22 protein-coding genes are annotated in these 24748 nt (G+C 42.5%); 20 read left to right on the top strand and 2 right to left on the bottom strand.

Annotated features, from left to right (window positions below; all coding sequences use genetic code 11):
- The first annotated feature begins 2 nt into the window (after positions 1–2).
- From AWM75_RS02645 to AWM75_RS02625, 5 genes are all read left to right on the top strand, one after another.
- Positions 3–812, top strand: a complete 810-nt coding sequence (locus AWM75_RS02645) for a Cof-type HAD-IIB family hydrolase (protein WP_067977898.1) — start codon at positions 3–5, stop codon at positions 810–812.
- A 20-nt stretch (positions 813–832) separates the two neighbouring features.
- Positions 833–1858: a signal recognition particle-docking protein FtsY gene (gene ftsY / locus AWM75_RS02640; protein ID WP_067977896.1), complete on the top strand. Its 1026-nt coding sequence runs from the start codon at positions 833–835 to the stop codon at positions 1856–1858.
- A gap of 500 nt (positions 1859–2358) precedes the next feature.
- On the top strand, positions 2359–4698 hold the full coding sequence (locus tag AWM75_RS02635; RefSeq protein ID WP_158320150.1) for a G5 domain-containing protein: 2340 nt from the start codon (positions 2359–2361) through the stop codon (positions 4696–4698).
- A gap of 11 nt (positions 4699–4709) precedes the next feature.
- A complete protein-coding gene (locus tag AWM75_RS02630) occupies positions 4710–5309 on the top strand; it encodes a YSIRK-type signal peptide-containing protein (protein ID WP_067977892.1) in 600 nt (199 codons plus the stop codon).
- 74 nt (positions 5310–5383) lie between these two features.
- The gene (locus AWM75_RS02625; RefSeq protein ID WP_145862467.1) at positions 5384–9337 is read left to right on the top strand and encodes a collagen-flanked surface repeat-containing protein; all 3954 of its coding nucleotides are present in this window, start codon (positions 5384–5386) and stop codon (positions 9335–9337) included.
- Positions 9338–9903: 566 nt separating this feature from the next.
- Here AWM75_RS02625 and AWM75_RS02620 read toward each other — a convergent pair.
- Positions 9904–10905 carry a biotin--[acetyl-CoA-carboxylase] ligase gene (locus AWM75_RS02620; protein ID WP_067977887.1) on the bottom strand — a complete coding sequence of 334 codons (1002 nt, stop codon included), beginning with the start codon at positions 10903–10905 and terminating at the stop codon, positions 9904–9906.
- Between the two features lie 152 nt (positions 10906–11057).
- Here AWM75_RS02620 and AWM75_RS02615 point away from each other — a divergent pair, with 152 nt between their 5' ends.
- The 10 genes from AWM75_RS02615 to AWM75_RS02570 all read left to right on the top strand — a co-directional run bounded on the left by AWM75_RS02615 (position 11058) and on the right by AWM75_RS02570 (position 18310).
- On the top strand, positions 11058–11390 hold the full coding sequence (locus AWM75_RS02615; RefSeq protein ID WP_067977885.1) for a putative DNA-binding protein: 333 nt from the start codon (positions 11058–11060) through the stop codon (positions 11388–11390).
- 11 nt (positions 11391–11401) lie between these two features.
- The gene (gene ffh, locus AWM75_RS02610) at positions 11402–12850 is read left to right on the top strand and encodes a signal recognition particle protein (RefSeq protein WP_067977883.1); all 1449 of its coding nucleotides are present in this window, start codon (positions 11402–11404) and stop codon (positions 12848–12850) included.
- A gap of 19 nt (positions 12851–12869) precedes the next feature.
- Entirely contained in the window at positions 12870–13937 is a 1068-nt protein-coding gene (locus tag AWM75_RS02605) for a zinc ribbon domain-containing protein (protein ID WP_067977880.1), read from the top strand.
- 94 nt (positions 13938–14031) lie between these two features.
- Positions 14032–14304, top strand: coding sequence for a 30S ribosomal protein S16 (gene rpsP / locus AWM75_RS02600; protein WP_067977878.1), 273 nt, complete (start codon positions 14032–14034; stop codon positions 14302–14304).
- Between the two features lie 11 nt (positions 14305–14315).
- Entirely contained in the window at positions 14316–14561 is a 246-nt protein-coding gene (locus AWM75_RS02595; RefSeq protein WP_067977875.1) for a KH domain-containing protein, read from the top strand.
- 187 nt (positions 14562–14748) lie between these two features.
- Positions 14749–15657 carry an AEC family transporter gene (locus AWM75_RS02590; RefSeq protein ID WP_067977873.1) on the top strand — a complete coding sequence of 303 codons (909 nt, stop codon included), beginning with the start codon at positions 14749–14751 and terminating at the stop codon, positions 15655–15657.
- An 8-nt stretch (positions 15658–15665) separates the two neighbouring features.
- A complete protein-coding gene (rimM, locus tag AWM75_RS02585) occupies positions 15666–16181 on the top strand; it encodes a ribosome maturation factor RimM (protein WP_412459295.1) in 516 nt (171 codons plus the stop codon).
- Positions 16181–16924, top strand: a complete 744-nt coding sequence (gene trmD / locus AWM75_RS02580; RefSeq protein ID WP_067977869.1) for a tRNA (guanosine(37)-N1)-methyltransferase TrmD — start codon at positions 16181–16183, stop codon at positions 16922–16924. The genes rimM and trmD overlap by 1 nt, the downstream gene beginning before the upstream one ends.
- 150 nt (positions 16925–17074) lie before the next feature.
- A complete protein-coding gene (gene rplS / locus AWM75_RS02575) occupies positions 17075–17425 on the top strand; it encodes a 50S ribosomal protein L19 (protein WP_067977867.1) in 351 nt (116 codons plus the stop codon).
- Between the two features lie 72 nt (positions 17426–17497).
- Complete coding sequence (locus tag AWM75_RS02570) at positions 17498–18310, top strand: sulfite exporter TauE/SafE family protein (RefSeq protein ID WP_235585068.1); 813 nt, start codon at positions 17498–17500, stop codon at positions 18308–18310.
- A 51-nt stretch (positions 18311–18361) separates the two neighbouring features.
- On the opposite strand, the gene nth is transcribed toward AWM75_RS02570, so the two are convergent.
- The gene (nth, locus tag AWM75_RS02565) at positions 18362–19000 is read right to left on the bottom strand and encodes an endonuclease III (protein ID WP_067977861.1); all 639 of its coding nucleotides are present in this window, start codon (positions 18998–19000) and stop codon (positions 18362–18364) included.
- A 116-nt stretch (positions 19001–19116) separates the two neighbouring features.
- Here nth and AWM75_RS02560 point away from each other — a divergent pair, with 116 nt between their 5' ends.
- From AWM75_RS02560 to clpB, 5 genes are all read left to right on the top strand, one after another.
- The gene (locus AWM75_RS02560) at positions 19117–19584 is read left to right on the top strand and encodes a hypothetical protein (RefSeq protein WP_067977859.1); all 468 of its coding nucleotides are present in this window, start codon (positions 19117–19119) and stop codon (positions 19582–19584) included.
- A gap of 65 nt (positions 19585–19649) precedes the next feature.
- On the top strand, positions 19650–19958 hold the full coding sequence (locus AWM75_RS02555) for a metal-sulfur cluster assembly factor (RefSeq protein WP_067980851.1): 309 nt from the start codon (positions 19650–19652) through the stop codon (positions 19956–19958).
- Positions 19959–20114: 156 nt separating this feature from the next.
- Positions 20115–21470 carry a Y-family DNA polymerase gene (locus tag AWM75_RS02550; protein WP_067977857.1) on the top strand — a complete coding sequence of 452 codons (1356 nt, stop codon included), beginning with the start codon at positions 20115–20117 and terminating at the stop codon, positions 21468–21470.
- A complete protein-coding gene (locus tag AWM75_RS02545; protein ID WP_067977855.1) occupies positions 21463–21858 on the top strand; it encodes a hypothetical protein in 396 nt (131 codons plus the stop codon). Before AWM75_RS02550 ends, AWM75_RS02545 begins: the two co-directional genes overlap by 8 nt.
- A 99-nt stretch (positions 21859–21957) precedes the next feature.
- Positions 21958–24567, top strand: coding sequence for an ATP-dependent chaperone ClpB (gene clpB, locus AWM75_RS02540; RefSeq protein ID WP_067977852.1), 2610 nt, complete (start codon positions 21958–21960; stop codon positions 24565–24567).
- The last annotated feature ends 181 nt before the right edge of the window (positions 24568–24748 follow it).

Below are 24748 nucleotides of genomic sequence, written 5' to 3'. Positions count from 1 at the left end.
GCTTGATAAAATTAATTGCCATTGATTTAGATGGGACCTTACTGACTGACGACAAGCAAATATCTGCCCGCAATGTGGCTAGTATTAGCCAAGCCATTGACCAAGGGGTTCATGTCGTGATTACGACTGGCCGTCCCATTGAAGCCATCCAGGCCTTTAATCAAATTTTAGGAACTGATAATGATGCCCATTATTCGGTGACCTATAATGGGGGGCTGGTATTAAATAATGGTTCTAAGGATGTGATAGCTGATCGTCACCTGACCAAAGACCAGGTGCAGGCTATTTACCAGGCCTGTCATGAATTAGACCTCCCCTTGGTGGCAGTAGGTTTAGACCAGGTCTATGCCTTTCCTGATCCACTTGCTTACCCGTCGAATTACCACAAGACCATGCCCTTCCTCCCCTTTAATGAGCAGGATCCGACCAGCTTAACAAGCCAAGATTTGGTATTTAAATGTGTTGTGGCTACTGATTCCGACCATTTAGCCCAACAATTGCCTAAGTTAGATTCTGAGCTTTTAGCTGGCTTGTCGGTGATGCGGTCTCACCCCCACCAACTAGAATTTATGCCGCTGGGTATTGACAAGGCTTATGGCCTGGCTCGCTTGGCTGAACGATTGGATTTAACGGCTGACCAAGTCATGGCCATCGGTGATGAAGAGAATGATCTAGCTATGTTACAATGGGCAGGAGAGGCAGTTGTTATGGCTAATGGCCGTGATGATATAAAAGCTTATGCAACTTATATTACTGGCTCTAACATGGCAGATGGCGTAGCCCAGGCTATCGACCATTTTGTCTTGAATTAATAAAGAAAAAGGTGAATGTGATGTCCTTATTTAATCGTATTAAAAAGGCCTTTACTGGGGAAGACCCCCTAGTTGCTGACCAGGCCCAGACAGCTGAAGAAAAAGAAGACCAGATTGTCTTTGACAAGTATGACAAGGGGGTCGAGAAAACGCGTCGGTCCTTCTCTGACCGGATGAATGAACTTTTTGCTGGTTTCAGGGAGGTAGATGAAGACTTTTTCGATGACTTAGAAGAAGTGCTAATCTCTTCCGATGTGGGTTTTGATATGACCTTAGCTCTGTCTGACGCCCTACGCGAGGAAGTCCAGCTAAAGAATGCCCGGTCGGGTGAGGATGTTAAAAATACGATTATCCAAAAGATGATTGAGATTTATGATAAGGGTGGCCAGGCTGATGTGGCTATTGTAGAAAATCCTGACGGACCAACTGTTGTCCTATTTGTAGGAGTTAACGGTGTCGGTAAAACAACGACCATTGGTAAAATGGCCTACCAACTTAAGCAAGAAGGTAAGAAAGTGCTCTTAGCTGCTGGCGATACCTTCAGGGCTGGTGCTGTGGCCCAATTAGAAGAGTGGGGCAAGCGAGTGGACGTGCCGGTTGTAGTCGGCCGACCTAATGGCGATCCCGCTTCGGTTGTTTTTGATGCAGTCAAGCAAGCAAAAACAGAAGATTTTGACTACCTGCTAGTTGATACAGCGGGGCGCTTGCAAAACAAGGTTAACCTGATGGCTGAATTAGAGAAGATGAAACGGGTCATTGAACGGGAAATTCCTGGCGGGCCCCATGAGACCTTATTAGTTCTAGACGCGACTACTGGTCAAAACGCCTTAATTCAGGCTAAAGAATTTGACCAAACGGTTGATATTACAGGTTTAGTCTTGACCAAGTTAGATGGTACCGCCAAGGGTGGGGTTATTTTCGCCATTCGTTATGAGTTAGATATTCCGGTTAAGTTCATTGGTTTGGGTGAGCAATTGGATGATTTGCAAGCCTTTGATGCGGAAGCCTTTATCTATCAATTGGTCAAGGACGTTGTTGAAGTTTAAATGAGTATATTAAAAAGGCTAGGGCAGGTGTCCTAGCCTTTTTACATTTAAGTGATAATTAAAAAATGTTTATTTTTAGTTTTTTTAGATGCAAAAAGTAAAAAATACAGCTTGATATTTAAACAACAACTGTATTATTTAACTGTGGAAATTCTTCTTTATTGTGTCAAAGTAAATTTAAGTTGCTACAAAAAAGCACCTCAAATATACGATATTGTATATTTGAGGTGCTTTTTGGTACTGATAAATGTGAGTTTTTTAACTAAAACCCTAATAAAATTGGTAATATGCAAAAAATGTCTTAATTTTTCTGGAACTATTTGCTATCATAATCAAAACTAGAATAAAATAGTTTTAAAATATCCAGGAGGGCAAAAATGGAAGCTAGTAATACTAATATTTTAAGGGAAAAAAGATATAAGTACGCAATTAGATAATTATCGGTAGGAGTTGCTTCGGTAGCGCTAGGTGCAAGTTTGCTTTTAGTTAGTCAAGAAGCAGTGGTTCAAGCAGCGACGGAACGACCGGTTGTCACTAATAATTCAGCTAGTTATGGTATAAGTAATGAGAATCTAGATGGTACCACGACTAGTACTGAAGACGAATTTATTGAGTATACAAACCAACCTGAAACAACTCGTGTTATTAAAGAAGAAGTTGTAAGCTCTGAAATTAAACAAGACGAGGAAGTTGTCACTGAAAAAGGACTTGGCTTAGATAAATTTGATCGTCTTGGACCAAATGTCACAAAGTTTGACCCTACAGAATATAATCCTGCTAAGGCTGATCGTTCTGCTGAAAATGTAAATACTGTTCAGTTTGGTAATTCTAATGCTCTAGGAAGTAAAATGATAAACAATGTTCAGACACAGCGGGGTGCTTTAGTAAAAAAAGACAGCATTAGTTTTGATCATGATTTTGAAATGAACTTTGAAGTGCGTCTTGACCATCAAGGAAATACTACTAATGCAGATGGTTTCGGTTTCCTATTTATGGAAGGTGAAAAACGGGGCCAAGATTATATTAACCAAGGTGGTATTCTAAAAGATAAAGGTGTAGCTAATAGCTTTGGCTATAAAATTGATATCCGCTATAATCCTGAAACAAATAAAATGGATAAAGGCGGTATGTCTAATAGAATAGGTGCTGCTAAGCGTGGTTATACAGGATTTGTTAAAAATGATAACCAGGGTAATTCTGAAATTGTCGGAAATACTCAAGGCTTCGACTATATTAACGCTAAACCACAAAAAAGGACTGAAACTGATCAATCGATGTTCCGTCCGGAAGAATTAGAGCCGATCAAGATAAAATATACTGCTATTGATGGACAACTTTCAGTTGTATATGGCGATGGTACTGGACAAATCCGTCAATCAGTTAACGCTGCTGCTCTTGGTGTTGATCGCCGTAAAAACTATACCTTTGCGATCACTTCTGAGGTTGCTCCTTATTATCGTGGCGGAGCTGGTGTAGCCGTTCGTCAAGACGGGACAGCAAGTATTACCTACTTGAAGAAGAAAGATCCTATTCTGCAAGAAAGTAAGGATATTACTAAAGAAACTAGAACACCTTACAATACAATTTATCGTAAAAATCCAAACTTATCTGAAGGTTTACAACGTGTTGTACAATTTGGACGCAATGGTATTAAAAGAACAACAGACCGTATTTGGTACGAAAACCATCAAGAAATCAAACGTCAACAAGTTGAAAATAGAGTGCTACAACACAAACAAGATAAAATAATTGAAATTGGTACAGGCAAGCAAGATGTTCGTCATGTAAAACGGCGGATGGAAACTCCTTACAATACGATTCGTCGTGAAAATCCACAGTTAGCAGAAGGGGAAGTTCGTGTTATTCAACAAGGACAAAATGGAATTGTTGAAATTACAACTCAAATTGTGACACGGAATGGACAAATTGTATCTCAATTCGATATTGATCAAACAATTATTCAAAATAAGCAAGATAAAATTATTGAATATGGTACGCGTAAAGTCGAGGAAAAATCAGTTGTTAAAGATCGAATTATTCCATTTAAGGTGATAACTCGTGAAAATCCAGCTTTAGCAGAAGGAGAAACTCGCGTAATCCAAAATGGTATCGAAGGAATTGAGCGTGTCACAACAACTACTAGCTATATTAATGGTGTTGCCCAACCAAATCCAAGAGTCGCGACAACTACAATTCGCAACAAGCAAGACAAAATTATTGAAGTTGGTACGCGTAAAGTCGAGGAAAAATCAAAAGTAGAGGAACGTAAAATTCCATTTGAGGTAATTAAGCGTGAAAACCCTGATTTAACTGAAGGCGAAACTCGTGTTATCCAAGAGGGCATTGAAGGTCTTGAGCGCATTACAACAATTACCAAATATGTGAATGGTGTTGCTCAGCCAAATCCTCAAGTAACAACAACTACTGTCCGCAATAAACAAGATAAAATTATTGAAGTCGGTACGCGTAAGGTAGAGGTTATTGAGTCAGTGAAGTATGAACAAATTCCTTTCAAAGTAATTTATGTTGATGATTCATCTAGACCATTTGGTACAAATGTAGTTCAAACTGAGGGCGAGAACGGCATTATTAAAGTTGTTACAGAAACAACCTATATTAATGGTGTTGCTCAACCAAATCCAAAGGTGACTAGGACTCCAATCAAATCTCCGGTAAATAAAGTGGTGTTACGTGGAAGGGGCGAAGATGTAACTTCACTAGCACGTAACGCATCGATGTTCTCTGCACCAAAACCTGTAAGGTCTAACGCTACATCAACCAACCGTTTTGTTAATTCACGAAGACCATTCTCTAGTTTCTTTAGCCGTTTTTTTAGATAGGAGTTGTTTGTATGGTAGGTAAAAATAATCACAAAGTTCACCAAGAAAAGATGGCTAATAAATTTTACCGATACTCAATCAAACGATTGAGTATCGGTGTAGCATCTGTAGCAGTAGCGGCAGGTTTCTTATTAAATAGTGAAATGGTTGTTGCTCAAGCTGCTGCCTTAGAAGGAAACCAAGCCGTTAATGCAAATCTTGAAACATCAGTTCCTTTAGCAGAAAATGAGGCAAATAATAGGCTTACTACAGAAATTAGTAGTGACGAAAACAAACGAGAAGAAAATTTACCTGCTTCTGAAGCAGCAGGTAGTGACACTGTCGATTTAACTAAAGAAAAGCTACCTAGTGACTTATCTATTTCTGAGGATACTTCGACGGTTAATAGTCAGTTAGATGATAAAAAAGTTTCAAATTCAGAAAGTAAAAATCATAGTGAGAACAATCTGTCAGCCGAATCTGACAAATCCGAAAAAGTAGAAAAAACAGAAAAAGCTAATAAGAGTCAGTTAGATACTGAGATCGATAATCAACAAGCTGGTCGTGTTTCTAGTACTCAAGGACAAAACGAAACCGAAAAAATCGTACTTCTTCTAATAGTGATCACTTAAGTTCAGCCAGCAATAATCAAGATTTCAAACTTAAGTTAGATACACCAAATATAGGTTTATCGGCTTTTAATGCTTTGAATTATAGAAACTTAACGAGAACATTAACAGCAGACGATCTTTTAGCAGAAGCTGTTAATGCAAGTGCTGTAACCAATAGAGAGAGTTTGTATTCAAATAATGCCTTGATGGCTAGTGCGGCTGCACCTACAACTGCTGCCAGCAGTTTATCATTTGGGCCAGACTATATCGAAGCTAATGGTAAATTTGAAAATACACTCTATCAAACAGAAATTTCTGGCCGGGCATCTGCTGGTAACACTATTCAAATAACTCATAATAATGCCCTACTAGGACAAACGACAGCTAATCAAGATGGTGTTTGGAAACTGGACGTACCTAAGGGAACTAATTTTAAAGTAGGCGATAAAGTTACCGCTACAGATACTGGTACCAGCTTTAGTAAAACATTAAATGTCGAACGCAGAATTGGCCCAGCTATTAATACTCCGTTTGTAAGGGATATGAATGGTAGAAACTATATCAATCCAAATGATACATCATTTAAGGTAACGATTGATGACTTGTCATTAGCACGTTTAACAGATACCAAGTCAAAAATGCGAGTAACTTATCCAGGGGGCAACTTCACAGAGCATAATCTAACTCCTGGAAATAATGTAGTGACTGTTAGAGTGCCGAATGACCAGCAACCGCTTCAACCACAGAGCCCTTTACAATATAATAGTGGAGATCCTGTTGTCAAGATCACTTTTGTTGACGAATTTGGAAACCAAGCTGTAGATTTAAATACCGGTAATAAAGGTACTAACCCCACAAGTGAATTTCTTGAGGTGAATGGTTCATTATATAACACAGGTAATGTATCTGGGATTGTGACTGAATTAATTCCTGAGATTGGGAATGTTCCAACCTATAATATTACTGGTAATGTCTGGAATGATGCTGATGGTAGCGGAACAAAATCCGGAGAAGAAAATCTAGCTAATGTAACGGTGCATTTACTCAGTGGTGATAAAAAAGTTATAGCGACAACTATAACTAGTGGAAATGGAAACTACAGATTCGATAATGTAGCAGGTAAAGAGAGCTATCGAGTTCAGTTCGAGGCGCCTAATCGCTTTGTCCCTGTAAAAAAAGCTGATTCTGTAGGTTTAACATCTCCAATTATTAGTAATTTAAGTGCAGACCAAGTGGTTAACTCTGGATTCCGTCGTGTGAAACACTATGAAGTGCGTACTGAAACAACTGATTTTGAAACTAAATACGAAGAAAACCCTAATCTACCTCAAGGGGTTGAAGTTGTAAAAGTAAGCGGGAAAGTTGGTATTGATCGTGTTATCTATGAACAAAAACAAGATGTTCTTGATAGACAAGATTTAACCGAGGATAATTTTAAAGACTATTTTGAGGAAAAAAGTCGTAAGCATCTTATTGAAAAACGAGATGAAGTTATTATTCGAGGAACTGGTTCACCTAATCGTGACGGCTTAACTCCTGTGGTAACAACTAAAAGGACCACTGGAACTGTTGAAGGAAGTAGTACCCCTGTTCCCGGTACCTTAGTTACTGTAGTTAACAAGAGTTATGGACCTGATGGTAATATTGTAGAAACCCCTAAAACTACTTTTATTCCTGATGGTAAAGATGGAGAAAAAGGTGCCCAGGGTGAACCTGGCAAGGATGGTAAAGATGGTATCACCTACAAACCAGTAGTTGAAAAAGGTCAGGATGGCACGACCACCATCAAATTCTACCCAGTAGATCCATCAACAGGTGAACCTGATAAAACTAAAGACCCAGTTGCCACCGGCGAAGTTAAAGACGGCGCCAAAGGTGAGAAAGGTGAGAAAGGTGCCCAGGGTGAAGCTGGTAAAGATGGCATCACCTACAAACCAGTAGTTGAAAAAGGTAAAGATGGCATAACTACTATTAAATTCTATCCAGTAGATCCATCAACAGGTGAACCTGATAAAACTAAAGACCCAGTTGCCACCGGCGAAGTTAAAGACGGCGCCAAAGGTGAGAAAGGTGAGAAAGGTGCCCAGGGTGAAGCTGGTAAAGATGGCATCACCTACAAACCAGTAGTTGAAAAAGGTAAAGATGGCATAACTACTATTAAATTCTATCCAGTAGATCCATCAACAGGTGAACCTGATAAAACTAAAGATCCAGTTGCCACCGGCGAAGTTAAAGACGGTGCCAAAGGTGAGAAAGGTGATAAGGGACAAGATGGTAAATCAGTTACTGTTCAAACAGAGCCTGGTAATTTCCAAGGTCAAACAGGTGTCTGGATTATTGTTCGTGACCGCCAAACAGGCCAAGAATTAGATCGAGACTTTGTCGCTAATGGTAAAGATGGTAAAGATGGCAACTCATCTGAAATTACCACTGAGCCAATTACCGATACTAACGGCAAAGAACTCGGCTATAAGATTACAATTACGCATCCAGACGGCCGTCAGGAAGCGCGTATTATCAACCATGGTCGTGATGGTCAAGATGGTAAAGACGGGGTTGATGGTAAGTCAATTATTGCTACTGTCGAACGTGGCGACTACAATGGTAAGTCTGGGGCATGGGTGATTATCCGTGACCGTGATAGCTTACAAGAAATCGACCGCGAATTTATTGCCGATGGTGAAGATGGTAAGACACCAACCATTTCTTCTAAGGATACTGAAACAGGCGTTGAAATTACGATTAACAATCCTGACGGCACTAGCCATACGCACATCATCCGTGATGGTCGTGATGGCAAGGACGGCAAGGATGGTCAATCAATCACAGCAACGACTGAACCAGGTAGCTTCAATGGCCAAACCGGGGTATGGATTATTATCCGTGACCGCCAAACAGGTCAAGAATTAGACCGTGACTTTGTTGCCGACGGTAAAGATGGCAAAGACGGTAAATCTTCAACCCTCACAACCGAACCTGTTGTTGATCGTGATGGCAATGAGATTGGTGTAACTATCCGCATTACCCACCCAGATGGATCAACTGAAACGAGAACCATTTACCATGGCCGTGACGGAAAAGATGGTAAGGACGGCAAAGATGGCGAAACACCACAAGTTCGTACCGAGCCAGGCAAAGATAGCCAAGGTCATACGGGCCACTGGTTAATCATTAGCCGTCCGAATGGCGATGAAATCGTTCGTGAGTTCATCCGCGACGGCAAAGATGGTAATGACGGCAAAGACGGCAAAGATGGTGTCGACGGTAAAACACCATCTGTCAAAGTCGAACCAGGTAAGAACGAAAAAGGTGAAAGTGGCCAATGGATTATCATCTATGATGGTGATGGCAATGAAGTTTCTCGTGAATTCGTCCGCGATGGCAAAGACGGAGAAGATGGTCGCTCACCAAGTATCGAGACCGTACCGGGCAAAAATGACAAAGGTGAGACTGGCCTTTGGATAATTGTCAAAGACCCAGATGGTAATGAATCAAGTCGTCATTTTGTCCGCGATGGTAAAGATGGCCGCGGTATTAAGAAGATTTATACTATTGATGGTCAGTTAACCATTGTTTACACCGATAATACGACCGTAACGATTGAAATTCCTTGCTGCAATCCATGTGAGCCAGGTAAACCGAGCGAACCAGGTAAACCAGGCGAACCAGGTAAGCCAGGAGAACCAGGCAAACCAGGCGAACCAGGTAAACCGGGCGAACCAGGAGAACCAGGCAAACCAGGAAAACCGGGCGAACCAGGAGAACCAGGTAAACCGGGCGAACCAGGTAAACCAGGAGAGCCAGGTAAACCGGGCGAACCAGGCGAACCAGGTAAGCCAGGAGAACCAGGTAAACCGGGCGAACCAGGTAAACCGGGCGAACCAGGTAAGCCAGGAGAGCCAGGTAAACCAGAAGAATCTGGGAAAACAACTAATCAAAATGAACTTCCTAACACTGGCGCCGCAGCTGGTTTAGGTACTGTAGGTGTCACTTTGATTGGAATCGGTTCAGTGCTTGCTTTTGCTGGTAGCAAACGTAAAGAAGATTAGATAACTAATATAACCTCCTAGTAAAAATAACAAGTCTTCCCCTCACACATGACTTGTTAGCCCCCGCTAATATAATCTGACGGGGGCTTTTTATAATTTTATTATTAGCTTAAGTAGAAAAAGAAGTCATACAAAAAATAGCTCAGATATCTGGTAAGCATATCGCTGCCAAATATCTGGGCTATCCTAATTCTATATTATTAGTAATCTATCTGAGCGTGGGAGACCGTCTTAAATGAGCGACAATATTTTACAAATTTAAGGCAAGTAAGTTTAGCGGTTTTATAAAAAGATAATTCGAATATTTTTAGAATCCAGCTCTGTATGTCAACCGGATTGGGTTGTGCACTTTTAAAAGATTAGGCAAACAGCTGGTTTTCATGGACTAATGCAACCTGTTTTATAGAGCTTTAGTAATAGTATTCTGTATTCAATCTGGGGTGGTCTACTGCATGTTGTAAATATGAAAATTAGTTGCTTCAATTTGCGGTTTCAAGACACTGCATTTCAATAGTATAGTCTAATAAAAAACAACTATGATGATAGTGATTTATTTAAATAATCTGTCAGCTAGTAAATTGTTGAGAGCCGAAATGGACTTCTCCACTCATCAGTTCCTTGACCTCGCCTTGCCCCTGGTCAATTAATAAATGGCCCATATCATTGATTCCTAAAATGACCCCTTGCTCTTCCTGGCCGGCTGATTGATAAGAGACCCTTTGACCGCGCCCCAGCAGGTGGTCACTGTAGTAAGGAATAAAAGCTTTTTTAGCTAGCTCTTTGTGGTATTGATAAAAGTAAACAAGGAAGCTAGCTAAAAATTGATTTTCATTAAAATTATCCGGTAGGTGGTGGCCAAAGAGGGTGCCGGCTACTTTTTGAATAGCTGGGTCAGCCTGGCTAAAGTCGCCAGCTAAATTAAGGCCAATACCAACTAAGAGACCTGATACTCGCATGTTTTCTAAGTCAGTAATGCCCTCACAGAGGATGCCCGCTACTTTTCGTTTTTGGTAGAAAAGATCATTGACCCATTTAATTTTTAGTTCTTGGTCAAGGTAGGGTGCCAAGGCTTGGCAGCAGGCAGTCGCAGCAGCAATGGTATAGAGAGAAATCAATTGGGGGTCAGCTTGTTTGGGGCCAAAGGCCAGGCTAAAATAGAGACCGTGACTCAAATTTGAATTAAAGGGCCGCCCTTGCCGGCCGCGGCCAGCGGTTTGCTGGTGGCTGATAAAGAGGCCGATATCCTGAGGGTGGTCAATCAGAAATTGTTTGGCTAGGTCATTAGTTGAGGTCACCTGGTCATGCACTGCGATATGGATAGCTGGCAAAGCTGGCTCATGACACAGTAAGGCTTGCAATTGCCGGCTATCAGCTCGCTGGTACAGCTTTTCCAGTTGATAGCCTGACCGGCCCTGGCTGGTGATTTGATAGCCTTCTTGGTTGAGTTGTTTGATGGTTTTCCAAATGGCATTGCGCGAGACCGCGAAAGTATCGGCGAGCCTCTGACCAGATAGGGTCTCCCCTGGCTGGTCCATTAAGATGGTTAAAATTTGGCTAGCTAGATTCATAAAAATCCCCCTCAAATATTTACTTAGACTGTTTCATCTATTATAACTGTCGAAAAGTGAAAAGGGTAGTCAAGTAAGTGTTTGACAATAGCCGGGGACTTCGGTAAGCTAAGGAGTTGTAAAGGAAATGAACTTGACAATAGGAGGCCAAGATGGAGTTAAATAAAACGAATGAAGTAAATATGCTATTTGACTTCTATGCGCCCTTGCTGACCAATAAGCAGCGGGATTACTTAGACCTCTATTTTCGTCATGATTACTCGCTAGGAGAGATTGCTGATCATTTTGCGGTCAGCCGTCAAGCTGTCTATGATAATATTCAAAGAACAGAAAAGACCTTACTGAAGTACGAGGACAAGCTAGGCCTGGCCAAAAGTTACTACCAACGCCTGGCTATTATTGATTGTTTAAAGCATTATAGCGACCAGCATCCAGATCCCGAACTGAGGGAACTCCTGGAGCAATTGATTAATTTGGATAATTAAGGAGAGATAGAATGGCTTTTGAGAGTTTATCTGACCGCCTCCAGGGCGCGGTTGAAAAAATGGGTAAAAAAGGCAAGATTAGTGAAGCTGACCTCAAAGAGATGATGCGGGAAGTCCGCCTAGCTCTATTAGAAGCAGATGTTAATTTTAAGGTGGTCAAGGATTTTGTTCGCCGGGTTAATGACCGGGCTTTAAATGCTGAGGTCTTAGCCTCCCTATCACCAGCCCAACAAGTGATTAAAATTGTTAATGAAGAATTAACTGATCTAATGGGGGGCGACCAGGTCGGCATTGCTTACAATGATCAGGGCCCAACTGTGATTATGATGGTTGGTTTGCAAGGTGCTGGTAAAACCACGACCACTGGTAAATTAGCCAATTATTTGCGGGATAAGGATAGCAAGAAACCGCTCTTGGTAGCTGGCGATGTTTACCGGCCAGCTGCGATTGACCAGCTAAAAACGATTGGTAATCAGCTCAAACTCGATGTCTTTGATCGGGGGACTGAGGCCAATCCGGTCGATATTGCCCAAGAAGGTTTAGCCTATGCCAAAGCGCACGGTTATGATTTAGTCTTTATTGATACGGCTGGACGTCTACAAATCGATCAAGCCTTGATGGATGAGCTTAAAAATATCAAGGCCACTGTTCAACCTGATGAAATTATACTGACAGTTGATGCCATGACAGGCCAGGAGGCAGCTAATGTCGCCAAGGCCTTCGATGAAGATTTGAGTATTAGCGGGGTAGTGGTGACCAAGCTTGATGGGGACTCCCGGGGCGGGGCAGCCTTATCCATCGTTTCTATTACTGGTAAACCGATTAAGTTTACCGGTACTGGAGAAAAATTAGCCGATATTGAAATTTTCTACCCAGACCGGATGGCTAACCGCATTCTAGGTATGGGGGACATGCTGACACTGATTGAAAAAGCCCATGCTGAATTTGATGAGCAGGAAGCTGAGCGCGTCGCAGAGAAAATGCGAGCCAATACCTTTGACTTCAATGACTTCCTCAAACAAATGGATCAAATGAACAAGATGGGGCCTTTGGAAGATTTAATTAAGTTGATTCCTGGTATGAATAAGTTGCCTGGTTTGGATCAATTAAAGGTTGACCCTAAGGAAACAGCTCGTGTTAAAGCCATTATTCAATCGATGACTAATTATGAAAGGGAAAATCCAGATGAGATTAACCAGTCTCGTCGCAAACGGATTGCCAAGGGGTCTGCAACTTCAATCCAAGAGGTTAATCGTTTAATCAAGCAATTTAACCAGACCCGGGAAATGATGTCTAACTTAACTAATGGTAACCTGGGCGGCTTAGGCAACATGTTTGGTGGTATGGGTGGTGGCATGCGGGGTGGTCAAATGCCTGGTAACAAGCGTGACCAAATCCAGGCCCAAAAACTAGCCCGGCAAATGAAGAAGGCCCGCCGTCGTGGTGGCCGCAAAAAATAATTAGAAAGTAGGGGGTTGGATGACTAAAACTATTTTTTGTCCCCAATGTGGTCAGCCCTTAAGTCCTCAGGTGACGAGCTGTCCTTATTGTGGCTATCAAATTACAGCTACTGAAGTGGACCAGACTGACCCAACGATTCCGGTTGATTTTGAACCAAGCCAGCCAGAAGAGGTGGCGGGGCAGACACGGATGAGCCGCCGTCATCATAAAAGTCAGCCTACTAAGCAAACCACTGCTGCTAACAATGAGACAAGCTCTTACCGCTTCAACCAAGAGAATGGTCATTATTTTTTCAACTATATTAAAAATAACTTGGCCTTTGTCCATATTGTTTACTTGATGATTTTTCTCTGTGCCCTCTTGTCTACCTGGCTAGGGATTGTGGCCTTGATCATCGGCTTGATTATCATTTATGTTGTGGCAGTTAATAATGAAGGGCAAAATACTGCCCTCAACCAAGAAATTATGAGCCGTATTCCTTTGCCGACTTGGCCTAAGGTTCGGCGTCAAAGTAGGGAGCGAGTTAGTGGTCCGGCAGTGAAGTCAGTCTACCAGCCAGCCAAGCCAAGGCGGGCTAAAGGCAACTTCTTTTTGAAAGGACTGTTAACTATATTGGCTGCTATTAACCTTTATGGCGTGCTAGCTGGTCAATTTATTGGTGACTTTAGTCTCCGTGGCTTAATTTTATTGCCAGCTAACTATATAGACCAAGCGCTCCTAACTGGTCTAGTGGCCAGTACTAGTCTATCAGCTGGTTTGGGTGTACTGGCTAGCCTGCTAAGATTATCGGCTAGTCTAGTGGTTGTTTGGCCACTACTCAGCCTGGTGTGTACCTGGCTGGGTCTGAGAAAAACTAATTTTTTAGTGAACTTTTTAAACCTACTAGGTATTGTCATATTCGTCGGCCTCTTATCTGTGGTTTTAAACCAGTTGGGTCAGTATGTCCCAGCAAATCTCTACCAAACTTTTGCTGGTATTAGTTTGGCCAATGCGAGTCGCGGTTTGGTTGCCTACCTAATCGGTGTCGTCGGCCTCTTTATCTTTAGCTTTATTAATATTTTTACCAGGGGCCGGGCGAAATATTGAGTGTAAAGAAAAAATACTTGACGGGATAAGTTAAACTTGTTATAGTATACAAATGTGAGTATTAGAAAAATGAAATTTAGGAGGAATTAAACTCATGGCAGTAAAACTTCGTTTAAAACGTATGGGCTCTAAACGTAACCCATTCTACCGTATTGTAGCAGCAGACGCGCGGGCACCTCGTGATGGCCGTATCATCGAAAAAATTGGTACTTACAACCCAGTTGCTGAGCCAGCTGAAGTTGTAATCGATGAAGAATTAGCTTTAAAATGGTTAAAAGACGGTGCGCAACCAACTGATACCGTGCGTAACATCTTGTCTCGTCAAGGCATCATGAAAGCTTTCCACGAGTCTAAACAAGCTAAATAAGGGTGACCTATATGCCTAATATTGACGAATTACTATTAACTATCGTCCAACCACTGGTTGACCATCCAGAGGATTTGACACTCAATATTCAAGATAGTGATGATTTTCTTGAGTACCATTTGCTTGTCCATCCTGATGACATGGGCCGGGTGATTGGCAGAAACGGTCGGGTTATTAATGCAATCCGGACAATTATTTATTCAATCCGGGCTGAGAATGGCCGCCGGATTCGTCTTATTATTGATAAGCATAGCTAAGGTTATGAATAAAGGCTGGGACTAGGTCCCAGCCTTTTAATTTTATCTATATGGATTTAGACCTTTATATATACTATCTCTAAATGAATATTCTGATTTTAGTTTAAGACAAGTCTTGCGCTTCTTTTTTAATCAGATAATCGTTACAATAGACTTGAAGCCAACCTAGATAAAAGGAGGAATGCTTGTGCTAGCAACCCTATACCATGTCCTTATTTTGCTTGCCATTATTGCCTTGGCTAATCTGTTGACCCAGCTGGACCTTTTAAATAGAGAACGTGATTTTGATGCCATTTCTAAAATTGTCATGTATATTAGCCTGCCAGCAGCTGTCTTAGTCAAATTAGATGGCCTCAGCTTTGGTTCTGATTTGCTAGTTATTAGTTTGCTAGGTATGCTGGCTAATTTTATCTTCCTCCTAGCTGCTAGCTGGCTGGGCCGTAATCGAGAAGAGCAAGCTTTTATGATGATTAATGTGAATGGTTATAATATTGGCAATTTTGCCCTGCCTTTTATTGCCTATTTTCTCGACGGCCTGCCGATTCTGGCCGTTTCTCTCTATGATGCCGGATCAAGTTTGATGGTGATGGGCGGTAACTATGCCTTTGCTCGCCAGCGTCAGGGCCAAGCGGGCCAGTTTAGTTTTACTGACTTATTTAGAACAATCCTTAAGTCACCAACTGTCGTCGTTTATATGGTAATGATTATTTGCGGTCTAGCCTCCTGGCGCTTGCCTCGTTTTATCGTTGATTTAGCCCAGTTGCCAGCTGCTGCTAATACTTTTTTATCCATGATGATGATTGGGGTCGCCTTAAATATCTTTTTACCCAAGGATAATCTGCCGCTCTTAGTTAAATCACTAGGCCTGCGGTATAGCTTAGCTTTAGTTTGGGGCTTGGCTCTTTACTTGTTGCTACCCTTTGACCAAGCTGTGCGTCAGGCCCTCTTTATTTTGAGCTTTGCGCCAGTTGCTGGCATGAACCCGACCTTCACCCGCCTACTTAAGAGTGATTTTCAATTATCTGCAGCTGTCAATTCACTAAGTATTTTAATTTCAATTGTTATTATGTCATCTTTGTTTATTTTATTTTCGTAAAGGAGCTTTTGATGGAATTATATAAAGTTGGAAAAATTGTTAACACCCATGCCCTTAAGGGGGAGGTCCGGGTAATTGCCTCGACGGACTTTCCCGACCAGCGTTTTGCTTTAGGGTCAGAATTGGTCGTTGAGCTTGAATCGGGTCCTGTTAAGGTAACAGTTGACGGCCACCGCCGCCATAAAAATTTTAATATTCTTCATTTTGCCGGCCTGGATTCCATTAATGATGTTGAGCGGTTTAAGGGCGCGATTCTCTCTGTAGCTGGTGAGCACCAAGCCGAGCTAGCAGAAAATGAATATTACTACCATGAAATTATTGGTCTGGATGTTTACACCCTTGAGGGGGACCAGCTTGGCAAAATTCGCGAAATTACGGCCTTAGGTCCTAACGATGTTTGGCATGTCCAAAGAAAGGGCCCTGGTCGCGATATCCTAATTCCTTATATTGCGGATGTTGTTAAAGATATTGACCTAGACCAGGGGCGGGTAACCATTGAAGTGATGGAAGGACTGATCGACTAATGAGAATTGATTTTTTAACCCTCTTTCCCGATATGTTTACGGGTCCGATGACCAGTTCAATTTTAGGCAAGGCCCAAGCTAAGGGGTTGGTCTCTATTAATACCTATGATTTTCGCCAACATGCGACTAATAAGCACGGCCATGTTGATGATTATCCTTATGGTGGTGGGGCTGGTATGTTGCTCCAGGTAGAACCAATTCATAAGAGTCTAGCCCACTTGCGTGCGCAAATGCCTGATAGCCAGGCACGGGTCATTTTGATGGATCCAGCTGGGCCGACTTTCAACCAAGCTAAGGCAGAAGAATTAGCCCGGGAGGACCATTTAATCTTTATCTGTGGCCATTATGAAGGTTATGATGACCGTATCCGCAATTTGATTACGGATGAAATTTCAATTGGCGACTACGTTTTGACCGGCGGCGAGTTAGGGGCGATGGTGGTGGCTGATGCTGTGGTTAGACTGAAGGAAAACGCTTTGGGTAATGCTGAATCAGCAGTAGGTGATTCTTTCTCAACGGGATTATTAGAACACCCGCAGTATACGCGGCCTCGGGACTATAATGGTTGGACTGTGCCTGATATTTTATTAAGTGGTGACCACGCCAAGGTGGCCCAATGGCAGGCCAAGGAATCCTTGCGTCGTACCTACCAGCGGCGACCGGACCTCTTAGAAAATTATGCGCTTAGTGACCAGGAGCAAGCATGGTTGGCTGAATTTCAGGCTGCTGATCAAACTGAATAACTAGCTAGTTGAATGGTAAAAAAATTAAAAAAGACCTTTACAAGTACCAGCTAATTTGTTATTATATTTCGGTAGGCTTTTTAGCCTTAAATAAACGGTATTCCGCTTTGACCTTGGTCATATGAATATTTGTTGGAAGGAGAAAAAATCATGAGTAAATTAATCGAAGCAATCACTCAAGAGCAACTACGTACAGATATCCCTGACTTCCGTCCTGGTGACACTGTTCGTGTGCATGCAAAAGTTGTAGAGGGTACCCGTGAGCGTATCCAGTTATTTGAAGGTGTTGTTATCAAACGCCAAGGCCATGGCATCAGCGAAACTTATACAGTGCGTAAAATGTCAAGTGGTATCGGTGTTGAGCGTACTTTCCCAGTACATACACCACGTGTTGAAAAAATCGAAGTAATGCGTCAAGGTAAAGTGCGTCGTGCGAAACTTTACTACTTACGCGATCGTCGTGGTAAGGCTGCTCGTATCGCTGAGCGTCGCCGCAAATAGTCAGTCTCTACTAGACTTGACCATTCAGAAATTAGGACCAGAAACTTCTTCTGGTCCTTTTTATTTGTTATCATGGCTGTAAAGGAAATAAAGGAAGGTGACGGGATGTTAAAAGGTCTTCTCTATTTTGTTGTTATTATTCTCGCTAATTCAGTGGGGGCTATCTCCGGTATGGGTGGGGGCGTGATTATCAAACCGGTCTTGGATTTAATCGGACTGGATCCAGTTGAGCAGGTGTCATTTTATTCGACTGTGGCAGTCTTTGCTATGTCTCTAGTTTCTACCTACCGACAGTCTAAGCAAGGCGTCGATATTAACTGGGGAAACGCTGGTTGGCTATCAGCGGGGTCTGTTGCCGGAGGGATTTTAGGTAACTCTGTCTTTGAGATGATCCTCAACCGCTATAACGGCGATACTGTACAATTAACGCAAATCGTTTTAACTGTTATTACCTTAATTTTTGCTTATGTCTATAACCGTTTTGACCTGCCTAGCTTTCAATTAGCCGGTAAGGAATGGTTTGCCGGGGCCGGCCTTTTCTTAGGTTTCTTGGCTAGTTTACTAGGCATCGGCGGTGGGCCGATTAATGTGTCGCTATTGATGTTGCTCTTTGCGATGCCGATTAAACCAGCTACTGTTTATTCCATTTGTACGATTTTCTTTTCACAATTATCAAAGATCATCACCATTGCTTTAACAACTGGCTTTGATCGCTATGATATGGGCCTAATGCCTTATATCATTGTCGCTGGTGTTTGCGGTGGCTTCCTAGGCGCCAAGTTGAGTAGAGTTATGGCCGATGATAAAATTAACCTGGTTTTCCGGGCTATCATTATTTTAGTTTGTGCGATTAATGTTTATAATGGTTTCATGCTCTTTAGTTAAGCGCTTAGTTGAAGGAAAAATCCCCAGCCGATACAATGGCTGGGGATTTTTTTACTTATCAGGGATTTCTTCTTGGCATTGATAGAGTTCAGGATATTTATGGCATTCTGGATTGCGAGGGTGGCAAACTTCGCGGCCAAAGAAAATTAGGGCGTGGTGGGCCTGATGAAGTTCTTCGGGGTCCAATAGACTGACTACCCGGTCTTCAACCTGGCGGACAGTGGCCTTGGCTGGAACGATCTTGTGGTGCTTGCAGACCCGGCTAATATGGGTATCAACTGGAAAGGCTGGCTCTTTAAAGGCCACACTAAGCACGACACTAGCAGTTTTACGTCCCACACCGGATAAAGATTCTAGGTCCTTACGCTGGTTTGGGACTTGACCAGCGAAGCGGTCGACCAACTGGCAGCTTATTTCATACATGTACTTGGCCTTGTTGCGATAGAGGCCAATGCTCTTGAGATAGGGCTCGATTTCTTCAGCTGAGGCTTGGGCGGCCGCGTAAGGCGTAGGAAAACGCTGGAATAGAGCGGGTGTGACCTTGTTTACAGCAATGTCAGTGGTTTGAGCACTGAGCATCACGGCGACAAGGAGTTCATAGGTATTATGGTATTTTAAGATTGTCTGGGCATTGGGATATAGGGACATGATTTCCCGCAAGACATAGCGGGCGCAGTCATCGCTTAACATATTTTCTTCCTTTCTCTTGTTTCTATATTTTATATTATACCACCTGCTTTACTTTATATTTAGGATTTAGCTATGATACAATAAGGCTAATATTTGACAAATTGATGGAGGGTATTATGGCTAAGGCATTATCAATCGAAAAACTAGTTGAGGATATGTTAACTGACAAGAAGATTCCTTATCAAAAATCGGAATTAAAAGGAGAACAAGTGGCCTATTCTGGTGGTTATCAGCTGACTGCTGACCAGGTGTTGCCCTTCAATATTGTTGTTAGGCCCTTTCAGCCAGGCGTCCGGTCGACTGAAGCCCAAATCACCTATCGCCAATTGCTACAGGTCAAGGACCCAAATCTAGCAGACCAGGCGCGTCAAACAATCAATCGTCTGAATCAGGGACCGTCTGCCTACTATAATGTTATCTTAACTGATACGGGAGAGGTTTTTATGCGCCACCTGACCCGAGTTGCTGAAGATGTGGAAAGCTTGTATGAAATTTTGACTTTTGGCTCGACGATTGCCCGGGAAATTGCCCCAATTTTAGCTAAGGAAATTAATAACCAAGATATGACAGTAATATCTAGATAGGAGCTAGTAGGATGACAAATAAGGATGCTTTTGACCAGCTGGATAATTTTCAACGTTTAGAAGAAATGGATCCTGATTTTTACCAAGACTGCATGGCCGCCCTTGAAACGGTCATTGATCCTGAATTAGGCATTGATATTGTTAATCTTGGTTTAATCTATGACCTCTTTTATGATGGCCAGGGCAGTTTATTGGTCCGAATGACCTTAACAACTATGGGCTGTCCCTTACAGGATATCATCATGGACTCGGTGGACTATGCTTTTAAAGATATGGACCGGGTTGAACGCTTAAAGGTAGACTTAGTTTGGGTGCCAGCTTGGACGACCGACCGTCTAAGTCGTTATGCCCGGATTGCCTTGGGTATTCGCTAATATATTCATTTAATAAGCTAGCAACAGCTAGGACTTATCAAACTAGATAGTCCTGGCTGTTTTTTATTGATAGATTTGCAGATCTATTAGTAATTTATAAAAGGGATTTGACCTTAATAGAACATATGTTCTATTATAGAGGGGGGAGGTGGTTGGATGGCTTTTGCTGACAATCCGATTTTTGATTATAACCGGGAGCCTAGTCGGGATATCCTGTGTATTGATTGTAAGTCATTTTATGCATCGACAGAATCAGTGGCCCGGGGCTGGGATCCTATGGCTGCGGATCTGGTCGTCATGTCCTATCCGCAAGGTGGAGACCAGGGCAGGGGGTCAGGCTTGATTATGGCGGCTTCTCCTCAGGCTAAAGCCAACTATCAAATTTCTAATATTTCTAGGGCCCGTGACCTGCCTTATCCCTATCCAGCTAGTTTAATGACTGTGCCACCACGCATGCGCTTTTATATGGCAGAAAACCAGGCGGTTAATCGTATTTATAAAGGTTTTGTCGATGAGGACAACCACCATGTCTATAGTGTGGATGAGAGTTTTTTAGATGTGACCAATACTCGTCATTTATTTGGGGCTAAGACCGCTGATGAGATGGCTGCGAAAATTCAAGCAAAAATTAAAGATGAATTAGGTTTAAGGGTGACAGTTGGTATCGGTGATAATCCTCTCTTAGCTAAATTGGCCTTGGATAATGCGGCCAAGCACCAACAGTCGATGCGGGCTGAATGGCGTTACGAAGATGTACCAGATACCCTTTGGCAAATTAAGGATATGACTGATTTTTGGGGGATTGGGCGGCGGACAGCTAAAAGCTTACAAGGAATGGGGATTAATAATATTTATGACTTGGCCCATAACTCTTATTATATGTTGCGTGACAAACTAGGTATTGTGGGCGGTCAACTCTATGCCCATGCCTGGGGGATTGATCGTAGCTTTATTGGCCAGCCATACCAGGTTAAAACTCCCTCGTTAGGAAATAGTCAAATTTTACCGCGTGATTATAATGATTACGATGAGTTAGCAGTAGTTGTTGGCGAAATGGCTGACCAGGTTGCTAGTCGCCTCAGGCGGGCTGGACTAAAAGCGGGTGCCCTTAGTCTTTATCTTGGCTTCTCTTTAGCCTACCAAGGACAGGGCCGGGGACTCAAACAAAGGCGTCGTATACTGGCTAGTAACCAGAGCCGCCACTTAAAAAAGGAAGTGCTGAATATGTTAGCTGATATTTATCAGGCTGTGTCGATTCGTCAAGTAGGTGTAACAGCTAGCCATTTAAGTCCTGATACTGGTTACCAGGTCAACCTCTTTGAAGACCTAGAAAGGCAAGCCAAAAATCAAGACCTGGATCTAATTGTTGATAAAGTACGCTACAAGTATGGCTTTACGGCCTTGGTCAGGGCCAGTTCCCTAAGTGCCGGTGGCCGGGCTATTGCCCGCTCTAGCCTGGTTGGCGGTCACGCTGGTGGAATGGCCGGGATTGAGGGGAGCCAATATGGTTAGGCGAACTGGTAAAATCTTTATTGAATACAACGATTACCATGACCGACCCTTTTATTTAAAGTGGGGGACAGCCTTTGCTATGGATGAATTGGTCCAAGGTATAAACATCAATGCTAGAGAGGCGGCCAAGGACCCTCAAGTTATGCCGGCAATGACCAGGCAGGAGATTGACCAGATCTTGCAAAAGGCCAGTCGTGGCCACCAGACCCTAGTCATGCAATTATATGGGCGCGACCAGTATGGCCGTTACCTGGACCTTATCAAAGGCCCCTTTAGTGGGGAGGCTGATCAATCTGGCATCTTTTTTATGGCGGCTTATATTCCATATGACCAAATTCGTTGGCTTGGTTTGACTGATCAAGGCAAGTGGTCCGAATTAAATCATTAGATTGGAGAGATTGAAAATTAAAAGTCAAAATTAGTCAGATATATATTGACCTTTTCTGACCAATGGTTTATAATAGATATATAAAGGAGTGAAGATAAGATGCCAAACATGGAAATGACAACAACCTTACAAGAAGCAGTGGCTAATGCGCAACAAATTGCCATGACACGCCACCATCAAGAAATTAGCATCGCCCACCTCTTTTTAGCCCTTGTCCAACCAGGTCAGTTTGCTTATAACTTTTATAGTGACCTAGGTATTGACATGGACAAGATGCAAAATGAACTTGAAAATGAAATTGACAAACTACCTAGCGTAGTTGGTGATAACATTCAATACGGTCAGAGTCTCTCACGTGGACTTTTAGAGCTGATTCAAAAGGCCCAAGCCCAAGCCGAGAAACTGGGAGATGAGTATCTGGCAACGGAAATGATTCTCTATGCGATTTTTGACCTTAACTATGCTGAAATCACCAAGTGGTTACAAGGCCAAGGCCTAAATCAAGGTCAGGTGGCAGCCAAGATTGAAGATTTAAGAAAGGGTGATCGTGTGACTAGTAAAACACAAGAAGAAACTTATGATGCCCTGACCAAGTACGGGGTTGACTTAACCGAACAGGTTAAAACAGGTGAAATGGACCCGATTATTGGCCGTGACGAAGAAATTCGTGATGTGATTCGGATTTTATCGCGTAAAACCAAAAATAATCCGGTCCTAATTGGGGAACCTGGGGTTGGTAAAACAGCCATCGTTGAAGGTTTAGCCCAACGGATTGTTAAGGGTGACGTGCCAGATAACTTAAAAGATAAGACTATTTTCTCCCTAGATATGGGATCTTTAATTTCTGGTGCTAAGTACCGGGGTGAATTTGAAGAACGTTTGAAGGCCGTTTTATCAGAGGTAAAAAAATCTGACGGTCAAATCATACTCTTCATTGATGAAATCCATATGATTGTTGGTGCTGGTAAAACTGAAGGCGCCATGGATGCCGGCAATATGCTTAAACCAATGTTGGCTCGGGGTGAATTGCACTGTATTGGTGCCACAACCTTAGATGAATATCGGGAATATATGGAAAAAGACAAGGCCTTGGAACGCCGTTTCCAACGGGTATTGGTTAAGGAACCAACTGTTGATGATACAATTTCAATCTTGCGGGGGCTCAAAGAGCGCTTTGAAATCCACCACAAGGTCAATATCCATGACCAAGCCCTAGTCGCAGCTGCGGAATTATCAGACCGCTACATTACTGATCGTTTCTTACCAGATAAAGCGATTGACTTAGTCGATGAGGCTAGTGCTGAAATTCGGGTAGAGATGAATTCGATGCCGACTGAACTTGATATGGAGAGACGTCGCTTAATTCAATTAGAAATTGAAGAGCAGGCTCTAAAAGAAGAAGATGATCAAGCTTCTAAAGACCGGCTAGCTGACTTGCGCCAAGAATTAGCGGAGGTTAGGGAACGGACCAACCAATTGCAAATGCAGTGGGAACTTGAAAAAAATGGCCTTAACCTAATTAACGATAAGCGTAAGGAACTCGACCAGGCTAAGCATGACTTGGACCAAGCTGAAAGTAACTATGACCTAGAAAAAGCAGCCGTCTTAAAACATGGTACGATTCCCCAATTAGAGGCTGAAGTGAGCCAATTAGAGGCGGATTATTATGATAAGACCGACCAGGCTGATTCCTTGGTACAAGAATCAGTGACTGCTGACATGATTGCTGAAGTGGTGGCTCGTCAAACTGGTATCCCAGTTAACCGTCTAGTAGAGTCTGAACGGGAAAAACTGCTCAACTTGGATAATATCCTTCATGAACGGGTAATTGGCCAGGATGAAGCGGTAGAAAGTGTGACCAATGCGGTTTTACGTTCACGGGCTGGTATCCAAGACCCTAATAAACCAATTGGTTCCTTCCTCTTCCTTGGACCAACCGGGGTTGGTAAAACTGAATTAGCCAAGGCCCTAGCCGAAGCCATGTTTGATTCTGAAGATAATATGGTCCGGCTCGATATGTCTGAGTACATGGAAAAACATGCCGTGTCTCGTTTAGTGGGGGCCCCTCCAGGATATGTGGGCTACGAAGAGGGCGGTCAATTAACTGAGGCTGTCCGCCGCAACCCTTACACGGTTATCTTGCTCGATGAGGTAGAAAAAGCCCATCCAGATGTCTTTAATATCCTCTTACAACTCTTGGATGATGGCCGTTTGACCGATTCACAAGGTCGGGTGGTTGACTTTAAGAATACTATCTTGATTTTAACTTCTAATATTGGGTCTGACCTCTTGTTAGATGGTATTGATGAAGATGGTGAAATCAATCAAGAGACTAGAAATCAAGTGGTAGACCGCCTTCAAGCTCACTTTAGACCAGAATTCCTCAACCGAATTGACGACACCATTATCTTTAGCCCATTAAGTCTAGATAATATGACAGGTATTGTTCGCAAGATGATGGCTCAATTAAATCGTCGTCTGGCTGATCAAAATATGCAGTTAGACTACACTGATGACCTAATTGAGTGGATTGCTGAGACAGCTTACGAGCCACAATTTGGTGCCCGGCCATTAAGTCGTTTCATCATTAACCGGATTGAAACCCCAATTGCCCGCGCCATTATCGCTGGCACCATTTCCGAAGGTGACCATGTAGAAGTGAGCTTAAATCCAGACAGTAAAGAATTAGAATTCAAACAGTTAAACTAATTATTAACTAGGAAGAGTTTAAGTAAATTGAGATTGATAGCAATATAAAAAATAAGCCCAGGCAAGTAAAACACACTTGCTTGGGCTTATTTTTGTTAGAGCTCTTTATCTTCACTAATAAGCTAGGGGCTAATCAATGGCGAATCCAGATATGACTTTTTCTAAAATTCACTACCCTAAT

The sequence above is a fragment of the Aerococcus urinaehominis genome (assembly GCF_001543245.1).
GTDB lineage: Bacteria > Bacillota > Bacilli > Lactobacillales > Aerococcaceae > Aerococcus > Aerococcus urinaehominis.
This window is presented reverse-complemented; position numbering and strand designations above follow the sequence as displayed.